Annotated in this window: 11 protein-coding genes and 3 pseudogenes; 5 read left to right on the plus strand and 9 right to left on the minus strand. The window is 64.4% G+C overall.

Going from position 1 to position 15119, the window contains the following annotated elements; all coding sequences use genetic code 11:
* Positions 1–41: 41 nt before the first annotated feature.
* Positions 42–1991, minus strand: a complete 1950-nt coding sequence (locus OG331_RS03425; protein WP_406191437.1) for a hypothetical protein — start codon at positions 1989–1991, stop codon at positions 42–44.
* An 81-nt stretch (positions 1992–2072) separates the two neighbouring features.
* Between OG331_RS03425 and OG331_RS03430 the strand changes: the two are divergent.
* Positions 2073–2797 (plus strand): annotated as a pseudogene (locus tag OG331_RS03430) (IS5/IS1182 family transposase); the annotation flags it as partial.
* Between the two features lie 208 nt (positions 2798–3005).
* Here OG331_RS03430 and OG331_RS03435 read toward each other — a convergent pair.
* On the minus strand, positions 3006–3941 hold the full coding sequence (locus OG331_RS03435) for an NADP-dependent oxidoreductase (RefSeq protein WP_406191439.1): 936 nt from the start codon (positions 3939–3941) through the stop codon (positions 3006–3008).
* A 553-nt stretch (positions 3942–4494) separates the two neighbouring features.
* Here OG331_RS03435 and OG331_RS03440 point away from each other — a divergent pair.
* Both OG331_RS03440 and OG331_RS03445 read left to right on the plus strand, forming a co-directional pair.
* A complete protein-coding gene (locus OG331_RS03440; protein WP_406191441.1) occupies positions 4495–4686 on the plus strand; it encodes a hypothetical protein in 192 nt (63 codons plus the stop codon).
* Between the two features lie 24 nt (positions 4687–4710).
* Positions 4711–5081, plus strand: a pseudogene (locus tag OG331_RS03445) (IS5/IS1182 family transposase); the annotation flags it as partial.
* A gap of 289 nt (positions 5082–5370) precedes the next feature.
* Here the strand turns inward: OG331_RS03445 and OG331_RS03450 are convergent.
* The 4 genes from OG331_RS03450 to OG331_RS03465 all read right to left on the minus strand — a co-directional run bounded on the left by OG331_RS03450 (position 5371) and on the right by OG331_RS03465 (position 9964).
* Complete coding sequence (locus tag OG331_RS03450; protein ID WP_406191442.1) at positions 5371–5826, minus strand: hypothetical protein; 456 nt, start codon at positions 5824–5826, stop codon at positions 5371–5373.
* A gap of 1396 nt (positions 5827–7222) precedes the next feature.
* The gene (locus OG331_RS03455; protein ID WP_406191444.1) at positions 7223–8434 is read right to left on the minus strand and encodes a hypothetical protein; all 1212 of its coding nucleotides are present in this window, start codon (positions 8432–8434) and stop codon (positions 7223–7225) included.
* A gap of 42 nt (positions 8435–8476) precedes the next feature.
* Positions 8477–9010, minus strand: a complete 534-nt coding sequence (locus OG331_RS03460; RefSeq protein WP_406191446.1) for a hypothetical protein — start codon at positions 9008–9010, stop codon at positions 8477–8479.
* 756 nt (positions 9011–9766) lie between these two features.
* Positions 9767–9964, minus strand: a complete 198-nt coding sequence (locus OG331_RS03465; protein WP_406191448.1) for a hypothetical protein — start codon at positions 9962–9964, stop codon at positions 9767–9769.
* 13 nt (positions 9965–9977) lie between these two features.
* Here OG331_RS03465 and OG331_RS03470 point away from each other — a divergent pair.
* A pseudogene (locus OG331_RS03470) lies at positions 9978–10073 on the plus strand (IS200/IS605 family transposase); the annotation flags it as partial.
* 39 nt (positions 10074–10112) lie between these two features.
* Here the strand turns inward: OG331_RS03470 and OG331_RS03475 are convergent.
* The 3 genes from OG331_RS03475 to OG331_RS03485 form a co-directional block, all read right to left on the minus strand.
* Positions 10113–10361 (minus strand): hypothetical protein, encoded by a 249-nt coding sequence (locus tag OG331_RS03475; protein WP_406191450.1) that lies wholly within the window; start codon positions 10359–10361, stop codon positions 10113–10115.
* A 3-nt stretch (positions 10362–10364) separates the two neighbouring features.
* Positions 10365–10658, minus strand: coding sequence for a transposase (locus OG331_RS03480; protein ID WP_406191452.1), 294 nt, complete (start codon positions 10656–10658; stop codon positions 10365–10367).
* Positions 10659–10796: 138 nt separating this feature from the next.
* On the minus strand, positions 10797–11843 hold the full coding sequence (locus tag OG331_RS03485) for a transposase (protein ID WP_406191454.1): 1047 nt from the start codon (positions 11841–11843) through the stop codon (positions 10797–10799).
* A gap of 295 nt (positions 11844–12138) precedes the next feature.
* Here OG331_RS03485 and OG331_RS03490 point away from each other — a divergent pair, with 295 nt between their 5' ends.
* Positions 12139–15051 carry a LuxR C-terminal-related transcriptional regulator gene (locus OG331_RS03490; protein ID WP_406191456.1) on the plus strand — a complete coding sequence of 971 codons (2913 nt, stop codon included), beginning with the start codon at positions 12139–12141 and terminating at the stop codon, positions 15049–15051.
* Positions 15052–15119 lie beyond the last annotated feature (68 nt).

Below are 15119 nucleotides of genomic sequence, written 5' to 3' on the forward strand. Positions count from 1 at the left end.
GCATGCGCCGGCCGACCGAATGCATGTGTAGAGGAGGACAGTCAGGAGGTTTGAGCGGAACGAGTGGCGAGAGTTTGAGTCAGTGCTTGAAGCGCGAGGGTGCTGCGGTGGATGACCTCCTCGATCAGGCCTTGCGGCCAGGGGGTCACGGTGGGATCCTCCACCAGGCCTCCGAGTTTCCTGAGGTCTCGGGCGTTTTGCCCAGCCGTTCTGGCGAGTTCGTAGACCTCGTCCATCCGCTCCAGGTATGTCTTGGCACCGGTCAATTGGCGGGTCGACCACTTTGTGCAGTATGCCGCGTTCTCGGCGGAAACCAGCCAGTCGACAAGGTCACATGGCTGGGGTTGGCAGTACGCGTCCATGCCGTCGATCAAACTGGCGAGTCCGGCGGCTGCCCATCGCAGGTCGTAGAGCCGGACCGCGATGTCATTGGTGTCGGGTGGGGAAGTGAGCAGTACGCCCCGCAAGTTCTCGTCCGCGGTGTTCAGATCCCAAAGTTTCGTGCTGACCAAGTCGATGAAATCGGCGGGGGAGGTCCAGGTGACGCCGGGTACGAACTCGGCTCCCTGAGTGTTGGCGGTCCCGTCACGGTGCGCGGCAGTTATGAATTGGTGGAACCAGTTGGCGTTGTCGGTCAGTTCCTCGGCGATGGCGAGCGTGGCCCGAGCGGTGTCGATTGCCTGCGCCGCCTTGTGGTGTCCGGAGGCAAGGGACAGGTCAGCGGACTGAGGAGTGCCCGTGGTGGCTTGCTCCAGGCGTTCACGAGCCTGTGTGACACGAGCCTTCATGCCGTCGATGTGGCGCCGAGGCCAGGTGGCAGAGTCGAGATCCGTGCCGGGCTTCGGCAGCGTCTGGATCTGTACGGCGATGTCGACGACAGAGGTGGCCTGGGCGAGGATCTCCTCCGTCTTGGCAAGGTCGTTCATGCCGAGGCGCAGTTGCTCTGGCGTCCACCGCAGATGCTGCGGATCTCGCGACAGGTTCTGGAGGACATGAGGCTCTTCCGCGTACTCGTCGATCACGGTTGCCAATTGTGCGAGGGCTGCCCTGGCGCGGCGAAACAGGGTCAGAATCTCCTCGGCAGTTCGACTGAGGTCGGTCCCGGCGGGAACGGGTCGATTCATCCGCTCCTCCAGCTCGTCGATGCCTCTGGTCGCCTTCTTTATCTCTCCTGCGACTGCGTCGTGAAAGGCCTGAGACGGCTCTTCCCAGGTCAACGCCTCAGAGCGAGCGGCTTCAAGGAGGCTTGTGTAGAAGTCGATGGCGGATCGGAGCATGGCCTTGGCAGGAGCTGAAGTCTGCCCCCAGGTTTCCCTCAGTTGTTCGAGGCGTGCGCTCGCTTGCGTGGCTGTCGCAGTTGCGCTGGTGGCGTCACGATCCGTCCGGGAATCCCGGAATACGGGTGGCTGATTGTACGCGATCCCTGCCTGTTGGAGGAATTCCCCGTCCTCCAAGATCTTCCTCGTTGCCTCAACGAGATTTTCTGTGAGGGTGAGACGAATCTCTTCCAACTCACCAAGGAATCTTTTATGTACCCTTGTGAACCATTCCTGCACGAGGACATGATCCTCTTGCCATTTGGCCAGAAATAGTCTCTCGCGCTCGGCCGACGATCGCGCCCCGCTGAGGGTTCCAGCTGGGTCCAAACTGAAGAGGTCTCCGAGCCTGTCTATAATTCTCGGCCCTCCCTTGAATTGCGAAAAAGCACTGAGGGCAGAAAGAGCCGTTTTGAGATCGTTTTCTGACTTCAGGCCGGATGCGCAGAGCCGGTGCAGGCGCCATCCCCAGACGATCAGTTTTCCACCTTCCGGCATGACAGCGTAGTAACTTGCCACAACTTTGCCAGGAGCCTCGAATATCGCCCTGGGTGCCACCACCCTATTCAGGAGGTCACCCTGCTCTTCCCGGATCCTTCCGAATCCTCCGCGATTAAGTCCATTTCTCTCGAACCACTCTACGCACGCCATTGCTTGGTCTTGATTCAGCGACATATGGAAACTCCCGGCACGGTGTCGCCGCTATTCGCAAGGGTTACCCCGTAATGGCTGGTCACGGTGCGAGATGGTCTTCGTGTGGTTGGTGTGATCACGGCATTGGTGCCGTCCTGGATGGGTCCGTTGACCGGGCTGAGCCCGTGCTGCTTCGGCACGTTGGTGACGTCCGGGGCAGGCACGCGGCTGACGTGCACCGCGGGCGGCGGTGGAGCCGGTCTCGGGAGGATCAAGGTCTGCTGGTCGCGGCCTACGGGCGGACGGAGGTGATGATGCACCGGCCGGCTCCGCTCTTCGAGATCTCCACGTCGGCCGCTGCCCGGATCATCGACCAGCTGGGGCGGATGGCCGCCCAGCGGCCGCGTCAGCGTTTCCGCAAGGACATCATGCTCATCGCCCACGAGACTCTGGGCCCCACCCGCGACCACCCTGTCACCGAGCAGTCGAAGAACTACCGCTATTGCACGGCCTGTCAGGTCGTCACCGACGCCGACACCCGCCTGGCCGGCCAGCCCGTGCCGGGCAACCGGCACAACTCCCGCCACTGCGAGGAATCCGGCGCCAGGGCCGCCGTCGGCCAGACGAGGACCATCACCGACGGCGGCTACCAGGGCACCGGACCACTCATCCCGCACCACCGCCGCAAGGACGATGGACTTCCGGCCTGGAAAGAGGAACACCAGCGGGCCCGCACCCGCGCCGAGCGGCCCTGCGTCCGCACGAAGAGCTGGAAGACCCCGCGCGACTGCCTGAAAGGCGACCGCGTCGACCACCCCATGCTCGGCAACGCCCACCTGCACAACCTCACCTCGCCGGATAGGCGAACGAGCCGCACAGCAGTCGACCGCGTCTCCAACAACTCGAAGATCATTTACGGGACAACCCTTAGCTGCCCTGCGGCCGATGGTCGCACTGAGTATGCGGTTCCTCCAGCCGAGCTTGAGCGGTTCTCCCCTTCAGGCAGCGAGGTGCTCCTCATCGTGTGCTGGGCCCTCGTCAGCGCGGAGCTGCGGGTCAGGATCGGACGGTGATGACGGTCTTGCCCCGGGCGCCGCCGCGCTCGACCTTGAGCAGGGCCTCGGAGGTGCGGTCGAGGGGAAAGACGGTTTCCACGATCAGCCGGAGCTCTCGGGATTCCACCAGGGCGGCGAGGCGGGCCAGCTGCTCGCCGTTGGGGCGCATGAAGAAGCTGCGCGCCTGGACCCCCCACTGGGCCTTCTTGGCCTCCACGTCCGCGATCGGGACGATGGACACCAGGGTGCCGCCGGACCTGAGGACACGGAAGGAACGCTCCTGAGTGTCCCCGCCGATGGTGTCCAGGACCACGTCGACCCCGGAAAGGAGTTCATCGAACTTCTCGGCCCGGTAGTCGATAACCTGGTCAGCGCCCAACTCGCGGACCAGTTCCACCCCGTCGGCACTCGCGGTGGCTATGGCCTCGGCACCGAGATGCTTGGCGATCTGGACGGCGGCGGAGCCCACCCCGCCCGCCCCGCCATGGACCAGCACCCGCGTTCCGGCCCCGACCTCGGCCTGCTCGGTCAGAGCCTGCCAGGCAGTGAGCGCGACCAGAGGCAGGCCGGCCGCCTCCTCGAACGACAGGCTCGCCGGCTTGGCGGCGACCAGCTCCTCATGGACGGCCACATACTCGGCGAACGCCCCGCCCACCCGCGGGTCGACCCGGGCGAACACCTCCTCCCCCACCGAGAACCGCGTCACCTCGTCACCAGCGGCGGTCACCACACCAGCCACCTCGCTGCCAAGGACCCGCATTTGCGTCAGCTCCGCGGACGCCATGAAGCCCTTCACCATCAGGCAATCCACCGGGTTCACGCCAGCCGCGCGGACCTCGATCAGCACATCACGCGGCCCGACGACCGGGACGGGGACATCCCTGACCTCCACAACATCGCCGATCTGGCCGAACCGGGTGATGACTGCTGCCTTCATGATGGCTCCTTTGGTCGCACTGCTTGAGAAGTACCGGCGGGTACCCAGGCGGCTTCAAGGTTCAGTCACTCGGCCAGTCCTGCAGGAAAACCCGGCGGCCTTCGGAATCCTATTTCGATCGAGCCGATTCGGAAGCTCAGCATGGAAAGATCACTCCAAGAGGCAGGCACTGAGATTCCCTTTAAGGCAACGTGGTCAACGCCGTGCAGCCCCAGGGCTGTTCCAAAGTCCTGGCGAGTGGGTGAAGGTGCTGGTCACGGCGTGGTGACGATGTCGGTGAGAGCCGCTACGAACAGATCGAGGCTCCCGCTGTGGACGGATGACTTTGCCAGTCACCGTTCAGGACCGGAGCCTCGATGTGCCGTCGGTCTGCCACCGTCTGTCTCATCAAGTCGCCTGCACTGGCGCGGTGTTCGGGGCTGTCGCTGGCTGAGTGACTGGTCAGGCTGCCGGACCCGCACCCTCGCCGGGTGTGCGTCACCCGTTCGTGGCAGTGCTACCGATCGCCGCATCCGCCGTGGTAACCGGTGCACGCCCGGGCGGACTGGCCGACTTGACCGGCGAGGCTCCGGCCGGGACGGAGTCGGTGGCCGCGGACGGCAAGAGCGCCCACGGCTCCCGCGACGGCGATGCGCCGACCGCGCACCTGCTCGCCGCCATGACGGACGACAACAGGACCGTCGCCCAACTGAACCTCTTCATCCTGTGCGGCAAGGTGAAATGGGCTGGTCAGCGGCGGTGGTGATGTGACAGAGCCCTCGTCGTCGGCGTGGTGACTCCACTCATCACACCGGCGGCCGAGGGGCTTTGTTGGTTCCGTACCCTTCCATGCTCGACGTCCCGGTACGAGCTGGTCGAGCATGTCGCCTGGCTGATCTACGCCCGAAGGCGTGAACCGAACTCTCCCTGACGGAAGCCGGGTTGCTTCAAACAGGCCTTGCCGGTCCTGGCCCACATGCCGAAGAACGAGACCTTCGCTCAGATGAGGGCCGGGTCCGGGGTGCCGGAGGCGACGACGTGGCGATACGCGGACGAGACAGTCAAGGTCCTGACTGCCTGGGCTCCCGGCCTGCACGAGGCCCTCGTCGGTCCGGGCAGGGCGCCTTCGTCACTATTGTCGACAGGACGTTGATCCCTACCGATGGTCTGTCGGGGATCCGCGGCTGGGCAATGACCTGGTCATCCTGGTCGATGACGGCCAAGAGGTGAGCCGCAGTCCGCGTCCGGGTGCGTGAACCCCGGGCGCTCTTGCCATCCGCCGCCAGCCGCACAGGTCAGTCACGGTCCGCACCGGCAGGCCGGCAGCACGGCCAGACCGTCAGGGTGCAACTGCTCGATGACCCGGCGAACGGTGTCCATCGATTCGGCTGGCCGCACGCCCAGTGCACCACGGATCGGGAACCCCAGGACGCCCTGGCACGGCTCGGAGTCAGCCTGGCCCCAACATCCCGCCCAAGTCAGGAGATCCGAGAAACAGCGCCTGGTGCTGGTTGCGCTCGATCCAGCGCTGCAGCTGCGGTCCGCTCTCAAAACTGGTGATCATCGCGTAGCGAGGTTCCGGCCCTGCGTGGTACACAGCGTGCCACAGCCGTTCTGTGTCAACGACGAACAGCGCCCCCCGAGGAAGGGGGATCCGGCTCTCTGTCGCGGGGTCGTCTCTGTCTTCACGGACAATCATGTAACTGTCAGGGTCATCAGTCAGGTTCAGCCAGGCACGGACTATCCAGCCTTCTCCGTCGGGGTTGAGGCGATTGTTGTCATCGAGATGGAGGTAACTGTTGGCGACCTTGTCGTAGCTGGGCGAGGGCTGCAGCTTGATGATGCGTACACGTCCGAATCTCGTCCCGGCATGCTCTACCCACCGTTGCAAGGAAGGGGACTTCATGACGGCCGGCGTCCAGACGCCGTCCTTGTCCGGTTTTCCGTGCTCCCAGAAGCCATGAGGGTCTTCATCCCCGACCGCCGAGGCGAGAACAGCGAAGTTCGTATCCCCGCCTGACTTCCAGTCATGGTAGGTGGGAGACGTCCACTCCGCGGGTCTATCTCATCCCCTACCCGGTTGAGGATGACGAACCCTTTGTCCGTCAAAATATCGAGTTTCTTGTGTGGCATTGCTTGCCTGCCCGATTAAATGGAAAGGGTGGAAGGCCCACCTTCGTCTGCCCGTCACGGACGGCCGGGGCCGGATGACCCGGTTTCCGGAGTGTATTCCAGGCCTGTTCGGAGCGGACGCTCAAAACCGTTCCGTATCACGATGGGACAGGAACGCCTGCGCTACTGGGCAAGCCTGTCGCGGCCCAGCAGTCAGGCTGGTCGCATCCGTGCTTCCAGGCCGGAGACACCGAAACGTGTACTGAGCTGCATTTGCGGATTTCCACCCCCCACTTGGTCCAACTGTCCGTTGCCTGGGGGCGGGCATGCTGTGAGGAGTGTCCCTTAAAACACTCGCCCCTGACACACCATCAAACGCTGCGCCCGCTTCATTGTGATCGTCAGATCACACACATCGCTCTCGAAAGGGACCGTGATCCACCTGCGGGTCGACCGCCTGCCCAGCGGCGCCAATCCAACGCCGGTATGGCTGGCCACCACGCGCTGAGCCTCCTACACAAAGGCCGACCGCCATACACATCGCGCTCCTCGTCGTCGCCGGAGCGGAACACGAAACGCCCGGCTACTCAGGGCCGAGCGGGAGTGGCAGGTCACCTTGACCCGGCCCTAAACCGCGGCGGAGCGATACGGATGCCTACGGAAGAAGCGGCAACCGAGACCACAAGTGAGACCTGAACAACCGCCTGTTGGCCGAAGCGACTTGCGCATCGGAGGCTACGAGCGCTTCACGCGGCGAACACCCATCGTCACAGCCGCCACCGCCTGGCCCCTCTGGGCCCGGTGTAGATGGCTTGGAGCGGGAGGCTCGGTATTTCGGGTGTGCCTGGGGACCGTACTCGCGCGAGGGGAAGAAAACGTTCCATCTTGCCCGACCGCCGCCGAGGGAAACCCGTATGATTGAGCGGTACTGACCTGGGCTTTCACTGCTGGCGGCTCTGGCTCGGTTGTCAGTGTCCGTCGTCGTTGTCCGGCCTCGGGCTCCCTCACACGGCCCACGGACGGCCCAGCGTCGGGACTGTTCACTTGAGAGGCCGGGCCGCCCCACCCGTGCGACCGTCTGTCAGCAGCTGGGGGAACGGCAGGGGCTCATGCCGCGGCCTGGGGCCACTGTGCCGCCAGGCGAGACTGCCACCGCCCATCCACGGGCCACTGGCCACATGCGGAGACCGTCACCCCGGAGGGTGCTTTGTTGCATATCTTCTGTAAATTTCGTCCCTGTAGTATTCGGCTTCCATCCGGAGTCTTTCCAGCACGTTCACGACTGTTTCGAGCCGCGCAAGCTCGGCTCTTATCTGCTCCAACCGCAGCATCCTTTCGCTCTCGGCATCTTCTCCCTTTTTCCCTCGGCCGAATTCACGCTTCAGGTCTGTGAACTTGCTCTGCTGCGCATCCCAGGCCTGGTCGGATTCTTTTTTGATCCAGAAGGTTCTTTCCAGCGTTGTATCGTAGGGTTTGGCTTCGTCCTGTGCGTTTTCCCGGTCGATGTCTTGCTGATGGGTGGTGTCGCCGCAACACTTCTGAAGCCACCCCATGTAGTTCCTGAGCACCGCAACGCCCATAGCGATCTGACCAATTCCGACGCCAATGAAGGCAGGACCGGAAGCCAAATTACTCTCGGCCATTCGGCCAAACCACTGCCCCTCGGCCCACTTTGGGTCCGACGCTGGCACCGCGTTACTCGGGTTTGTCTCGTTACCTGCCGAGGCCGGGAGGGTCGTGTCCCTGCCGGGCGCATTGTCGAAACGCGTATCCCACCCAATAGCTTGAATTGTCTGAGCAGTTCCCAATGCGATGCTCGAAACCCCGGACAGTATCAAGGCCACCCCCGCGACCTGCTGCGCTTTCTCGCCCGTGGTCCTGCCCTTGCTGCGAGTATTCGCCTTCTGTTCCATGGACGTTTCCCCCTCAGCCACGAGAACGTCGCGCATATTCACCCCCCTCTCGAGAACTGCCCAGGCATGCTCCTTGATATCGTCAAGTTCGCCTTGACTCAGGCCATCATACCTTTTTCGAATCTGCTTCATGAGACGTCTAACAAACGTTTGTCGGTCCTGGACGTCCGCCAAGTTTTCCGGGCCTTTAACGGCGCCACCCACATCCCTGCCCATCCGGTCGATCGCGCTTTCGATAGCACGGAGCGCCTTTTCCTTGTCGGTGCGCTCCAACTGTATGGTGAGCTCCGGCCGTACGATGCCGAGAGGCTTCTTCTCCTCGTTTGCCTTCTTGACCCGCGAACCACCCCTAATCTCCCGGGATGCAGGCAGTGGTGAACTTTCTGCGGCGCCGGGATCCGTGGGGTTATAATCGTTGTCCGGACTATTGACGGCAGAGCTCGTGAGAGACTGGAGCTCCTCCCCGGAGCTGTTTCCTTCCGATTCCATGGCCATTCCTCCCGTGTATCCAAATACCGAATCTGCGATAGGTCAATTCCCGGAGGCGGCCGCTTCTTCGACCACATCCGCGTCGATCCCGAGCCCGGTCAGATACTTCTTCGCTTCTGTTTTGAACTGTTCCTCTCCGGCATCCGGCGAGAGGCCAGTAAAGGCATCCATAAGGACTTTCAGCGCGTCGCACTCGTCGAGTGTGAGAAGGGGCTCGTTCTCCTGGGTGCCGGGATATGCAGGGACATACTCCGCGCCGCCCGGATCTGGGGCGTCGACTCCTGCACCCCCGGCGGAATACATAGGCAATAGAGCGGCCGCCACAACGTCCACGTCTAGCGCATAGCCCCCTGATGGATCTTGCAGGATCTTTATTATCTGCTTCACGTCATCATCCGGGCTGCCGTCCCAATGGCTAACTATGTCGGCCGCTCTGGTCGCCCGCTCCGGATAGAATTTTTCTGTGATTGTTTGGTAGCTGACGGGGTCAGTGACCCCAGACTCAGGCCAGAACCCGGTCATTACGTACGATGCGATTTGCGCTGCGAATTCTTGAGCCTGTTCGAGAGTGCTCATGGGGGTCCTTTCTGACGGTGGGGCACGCCGCCCCTCCGGGCCAGCTGTCAGCCAGCTGTCCCGTGAGAGCGGGATTTGTCATACAAGCACTTGGCAACGCACGCCGTGCGGCGCCGCAAAGCTGGCCGGTGCCACGGCACCCGTCGGTCCGGTGAGAGAGATATGCAAATCGCACCACAGCTTCAGCAGCGGGGCCCACTGCCCACGGGGCCAGTCCCGGTACCCTCTAAGCTGCCTCCGCACCTGCCCTCACGGCGGCGGCTTCAGCCCACCACCTGCCCTGGCTCCCGTCCCGTACGCCGTCGACCCACACGCATGTGGAGCGGACGCGGTCCATGGCGTCCAGGTGGAGCGCCCTACCGGACGTGCGACCTGGACGCCATGGGCCGTCTCTGCTCGGCTTCGCCTGGGCCGGCGGTGTGCGGGACGGGACCACCCCCACGCGCCCGCGCCCGGCAGGGGCACCCCCTCGATCCCCGTGCCGGCCGATCCCCCGCCGGAGGCACCGCTGTGACCGGGGGCCGCGCTCTGCGCTGATCTACCCTTGGCTACCGGTCCTGTCCACACGTAAGCGCGCGTCGGCGCAGCGCCCGCAGCGCGGGCCGAAGGCATGAGCGCGGAGGTCGGCGGAGCCGGGAAGCGCGCCCGGCGGAGCGGAGCGCAGCCGGGGCTTGATGGAGTAGAGAAAGTCGTGCGCGCTGGGAGTGCGGCGGAGTTCTTCCAGGGAGATCCCGGCCGAGGTGCTTTCAGCCTCGGTCACGATCGTCTTGCCATGATGTGGTTGGCGTTCGCGGCGTGCCACTGTTCGCGGCGGGAGCGCTCCTTCAACCGGCGCTTCGCGCTCTCGGTGCGCTTCTTCTGGAGCTTGGCCCGCAAGTCAAGCTGCCGCTTGTGGTACCGATTCAGACCGCGCCCGGCGGCCTGGTAGCCGGTGGACGTGGTGGCAATCCGCACGTACCTGTGGGGCGACCACTTCTGGTCCCCGTCCTACTTCGCCGCATCCTGCGGCGGCGCACCGCCGACGATCATCAAGGAGTACGAGAACCAGAAGCGTCCCGACTGAGGCCAACAGTGCAGACCCGTGCGCCTGTGCGGGTCACCCCTATCTTGAGAAGCGCTTCCTCCCGGGCGTGACCGACTCCGTTGGGAAATCCGTAAACGGGGTGTGGGCGGGGCCTTTATGCGGCCAGGTCAAGTCGGCCAGATGCGAGGTCCTGGTCTCGCCGAGTGGGGTTTCGGTGAGCCAGGCGTCGAGTCGGATGACGTTGATGGCGGTGGCGCCGAAGACGTGGCCGAGGTGGGTCTTGGGCAGGCCGGTGTAGCGGGTCCGGCGGATGCGGGTGCGCCGCACTGCCTAGGAGATCGTGCCTTCCACGCCGGCGCGGATGTTGTAACGCTGCTGCCACTCGTCGGTCAGCTGCTCGCGGCGCCGCGCTTCCAACGCCTCCTGCTGGCCCCGGGGAAGCAATGTCAGACTGCGGCCCCATTTGCCGTTCGCCGCCTTGGTGCACTTCTCGCGTACGGGGCAGCTCCCGCAGTCCTGGGCAGTGAAGTGGACCCGCGCGACGGGAGTTTGGCTGCTCTTTCGCTGGTCGGACCAGCTGGCGCTGATCTTGCCTCGGGGCAGATGACCTTGCGGGCCTGCCAATCGACGGTGAAGGCGCTCTGCGTGAAGTGCTCGCCTTCGTGGTTCTCGTGGCAGGTGTCCAGTCCGACCGGCCCCACCAACTCGATCCCGTACTCGTTCCGGGCGGTGACGATGTGCGCGGCGGTGACATAGCCGGCGTCAACGTCGTGCTCGGCAGGCAGTAACTTCCGTGCGGTCAGGCCTTGGTGGATCACGTCGGTCAGCTCGGTGTCGGCGACCGTCGCATCCGTGGTGACCACGTGGATGATCAGATGCGGGACATCGGATTCGCGAGGTCTCGCTCAGGTGCGTCTTGTAGCCGCACCAGCCCGATCCCCGCTTCACGCCGTAGCGGGCGTCCGGGTCATAGGGCGAGGACAGGCGGCGTCTGCCCGGCGGGAGGTCCTTGCCCTCCCGCCAGTGCACCCCCTCGCCATCACGGTGGTACTGCTCGACCCAGGCCCGGCGCAGGACCTGAACGGCAGGGATCTCCCGCAGCCAGCCCGGAGAGCCGGGACCGAAGGCGGCCTCAAGGACCATGAAGCCGTCACGGCCTACCTGCTCGGCCCACTCCTGACGCACGTTCTCCCCCTTGGGGAAGCGGTAGGAGTCAATCCGGGCGCCGTATCGTCTGGCCCAGTCCGCGGTGACCAGCGCGGACAGCCACTGCGGGGCCGCCGCCGACAGGGCCTCCAGGGCAGCCCGCAGGGTCTCGCCCACGAACTCCATCCGGTTCAACGTCCCCACCGCCGCGAGCACGTGGGTGGAGTCGGTCCGCTGCCGGCCCCCCGCGCGCAGCAGCCCGACCCCGGAAATCCGCTCAAGGACCAGGTCCAGGACCTTCTCCTCCAGGCCGTGCCCGATCAGCCGGGCACGGAAGTCGCCAAGAACGGAGAAGTCGAACCCCGGGTCGTCCAGCTCAAGGCCGAGGAGGAACTTCCAGTCCATCCGGGCCCGGACCTGGTCAGCGGCCTGCCGGTCGGTAAGCCCCTCGGCACACTGCAGCACCGACACCAGCGCCAGTGCCCCGGGCGAGACCGCCGGCCGCCCCCGTCCGGGGAAAGCCCCCGCGAACGACTCGTCCTCGAACAGCGGACCGAGCGCCTCCCGAACACGGACCGCAAGCGTCCCCTTCGGAAACGAAGCCCGCACCACCCGCGCAGTCAGCTCCGGCACTCCGCGCACAGCCCGCGGCTCCAGCGACATCCAGCCCCACCCTCGATCGACGAACAGGCCGATCATGGCAGCCCGCCACGCTCGTCATCACCGGTTTACGGATTTCCCAACGGAGTCCTTCACGCCCAGGGTTCCGCGCTAGATCATGCTGAAGAGTGCGGCAGGGAGATCAGCCGTCGGCGGCTGGCCTTGCGGATCTGGGACAGAGACCGAGCCCCTGCAACAGCGCGACGACGTCGGGTGCCACAACCGCGTAGTGGTTGACACTTGACTGTTACCCTGACCTAGGTAAGCGGGGGGGGTAGCAAAGCCCCAGCAGGTGGTCATGAAATCCGGTTCCCGTAACGAAGACGTTAGCGCGGCAGCGACGACCTGGACGTCTGTCGTCACCCCTGTCGAGGGTTCAGTGGGCAGGGGGCTGACCTCGGCTGCATGGGGGCCTGGCTTCGTTGGGCGGTTTACTGAGCTCGCAGCGATTGCCCGCTGCCGCGCCCAGGTGGCCACGGGCATCCCCTGGCTGGTCGCGGTGGAGGGCGAGGCGGGCATCGGGAAGACTGCTCTTGTGCGCCAAGCGGTGGCTTCAGGTACAGACGGGCTGCAGGTGTACTGGGCGAGCTGTGACCAAGCTGAGCAGGACTGGCCATACGGTGTGCTGGAACAGCTCCTGCGTCGCTTCCCCGAAGATACGCCCGGCCTTTCTGACCTTGCAGACGCCATTACCCCCACTGCCTCGCCGCTGATGATCGGCGCCAGGCTGCTGGCCTTGCTCGCCGCAGCGTCGGAGAGGGCGCCAATCGCCCTGGTGATCGACGATCTGTCCTGCGCCGACCAGCATTCGATCAACGCCCTCGCGTTCTCGCTACGCCGCCTATTTACCGAGTCCATACTCATCCTGATCACCACGCGCAGCTCTGATGCGTTCGCTCCTCCACCCGACCACTCCGTGAGCCCGCGTTCCCAGGATTGGCAGGTTTTGACCCGGGGCACGGCCCGTGTGCAGCGGATCAGCCTGCTTGGTTTGACCGTGGACGAAACGGCGCAGCTGGCGGCCTCGGCGGGGATCGACGACCTGCATGCTGCAGCGGTGCGCCAGCTGCACCGGCGCACCGACGGACATCCGCTGCATCTACGCAGCCTGCTTTCGGAAAATAGCCCGGACCAGCTGGCCGACGTGTCTCAGCCTCTGCCGGTTCCCACGACACTCGAGGCTGTCGTCCGACACACGATCGACGCGTTGCCTCATACCGCCCGGAGGCTGGTCGAGGCTGTCGCTGTCCTCGACGCCCCCATACCGCTGGCCGTCGCTGCTCGGCTGGCCGAGGTGCCCGAGCCGTCTTCTGCGCTCGATGCAGCACTCGGCAGCGGGCTGGTCGAGTGGCAGCCTTCCCAGCCCATTACGCCTGTTCGGATTCACCACCCCCTTCAGCGAGATGCCATATACGCCGCCATCACACCTGTGCGCAGGCGGGCTCTCCACACCATGGCCGCCACTCTGGTCAGTGCAGACGACGCATGGGCGCATAGAGCGGTTGCAGCTGACGTCGACTCAGATCTCGCCGACCAACTCGCTGCCGAAGCTCATCGTCTGGCTGACACTGGCCGCATGCACCGGGCAGCCACCTTCGAACTGTGGGCATCCGGTCTCGTTCCTCGGCGTGATCAGTATGAGCAGCACCTGCTGGCTGCAGCCAATTACCTGCTGCTCCAGGACGACGATGCCGGAGCCCAAAAACTACGGAAGGCCATCGAGGGCTGCGCACCTAGTGCCGGCCGCGATATTGTCCTGGGCCGTCTTGTGGCCTATGCGGGCGAACCGGTGGCTGCTGTGGAGATGCTCGAGCGGGCCAGGCAAACCGCGGTCGGCGAGGCCATGCAGATCATGGCCGGTACTTGGCTTGGTCTAGTGCGGATGATGCTTTCCCAAGCGTCCAAGGCTACCGAGGCCCTTGAGCCGGTTGTCAATCAGTTGTCTGCAGGGCTGACGAGGCATCGGGTCGTCGGGCTGCTCTCCATGGCTGCCGGCCACACAGAAGGCCCACTCGCCGGACTCGATGTGATCGCCAAAACGCACATCCCTGAACGGGCCGCCAACGTCAGTCTTGGCGACTCCCACCTGTTGGCGTGGCGAGGGTACATGCGGGTAGAGGCAGGCCAGCTGCAGGAGGGAATTGATGACCTGGCTACGCTGATCGCCCGTCAGGGTACACACGCGAACCTTTCCGTCAGCCCGGCGGATTACTGGCAGCGCGGGTTCGCCGAGTACTTCCTCGGCCGTTGGGACGACGCCCTCGTCGCAGTGGAGCAGACACTGATCATCACAGAGGCACAGGAACAACCGTTGTCCTACGCCCCCGCGCATGCACTGGCGGCCATAGTGCACGCGCAGCAAGGCCGTGTCGACCAAGCTGCCGAGCATTTTGAGCACAGCGCTCGTCACGCCGCATCATTCCCCCGGTTGGCGTCGACGTACAAAATGGTGGCGCAGGCTTCTATGGCGCAGGCTCGGGCAGATCGTCCGGCCATGCTCGACGCTCTGCGCGCGCTGCAGGATCCTGCCACGATCGAACCGGGCAATCGACTTTTGCACCTTCTGCTGTGGGCTCCTTTGTTCACGGAGGCAGTCGCGCATGCCAGGGATGCCCAGCCCTCAGAGGTGCGTCTCGTTCGAGCAGCAATCCGGATATTCGACAGGCTCGCCGGCAGAGCTCCCGCTCTGACGGCTACTTCACACTTGCTTCATGCACATCTGGCCGAAATTCTAGGTCAGTCTGAGGCGATGCTGAGCCACTACCGTGCAGGGGTGGCGGTGCCAGCTGACGAGGGAGTTCACATCCCCCTTCATCACGCTTTCCTCCATCACGGTCTCGCCGACCGCCTCCTGGCGATGAACGACACCCGCCATCACAGCGAGGCGGCACTCCTCCTGCAGTCAGCTCACAACAACTACGCACGCCTCGGTGCTACACCGTATATCCGCCGGACTGCTGAGGAACTGGCCCGGCTGCAGCCTGGCGCACGGGTGAATGAGGCCCCCACTGGCCTGTCCTCCCGAATCCTCAGTGAGCGCGAATACGCAGTGGCTCACCTCGCCGCCGAGGGGCTGACCAATGCCGAGATATCCCGCAAACTCTTTATCAGTACGAAAACTGTCGAATATCACCTCAGTCACGTCTACAGGAAGCTTCATCTCACCACTCGTCGTGAACTGCCGTCCGCCCTCACGACTGATCACCACTAAAGAGTTGTCCCGCAGTGGCTGGTCACGGTTGAGGTGATCTTGATGCGGCTGGTGTGATCACAGCATTG

It is taken from the genome of Streptomyces sp. NBC_01017 (genome assembly GCF_045162795.1).
GTDB lineage: Bacteria > Actinomycetota > Actinomycetes > Streptomycetales > Streptomycetaceae > Streptomyces > Streptomyces machairae.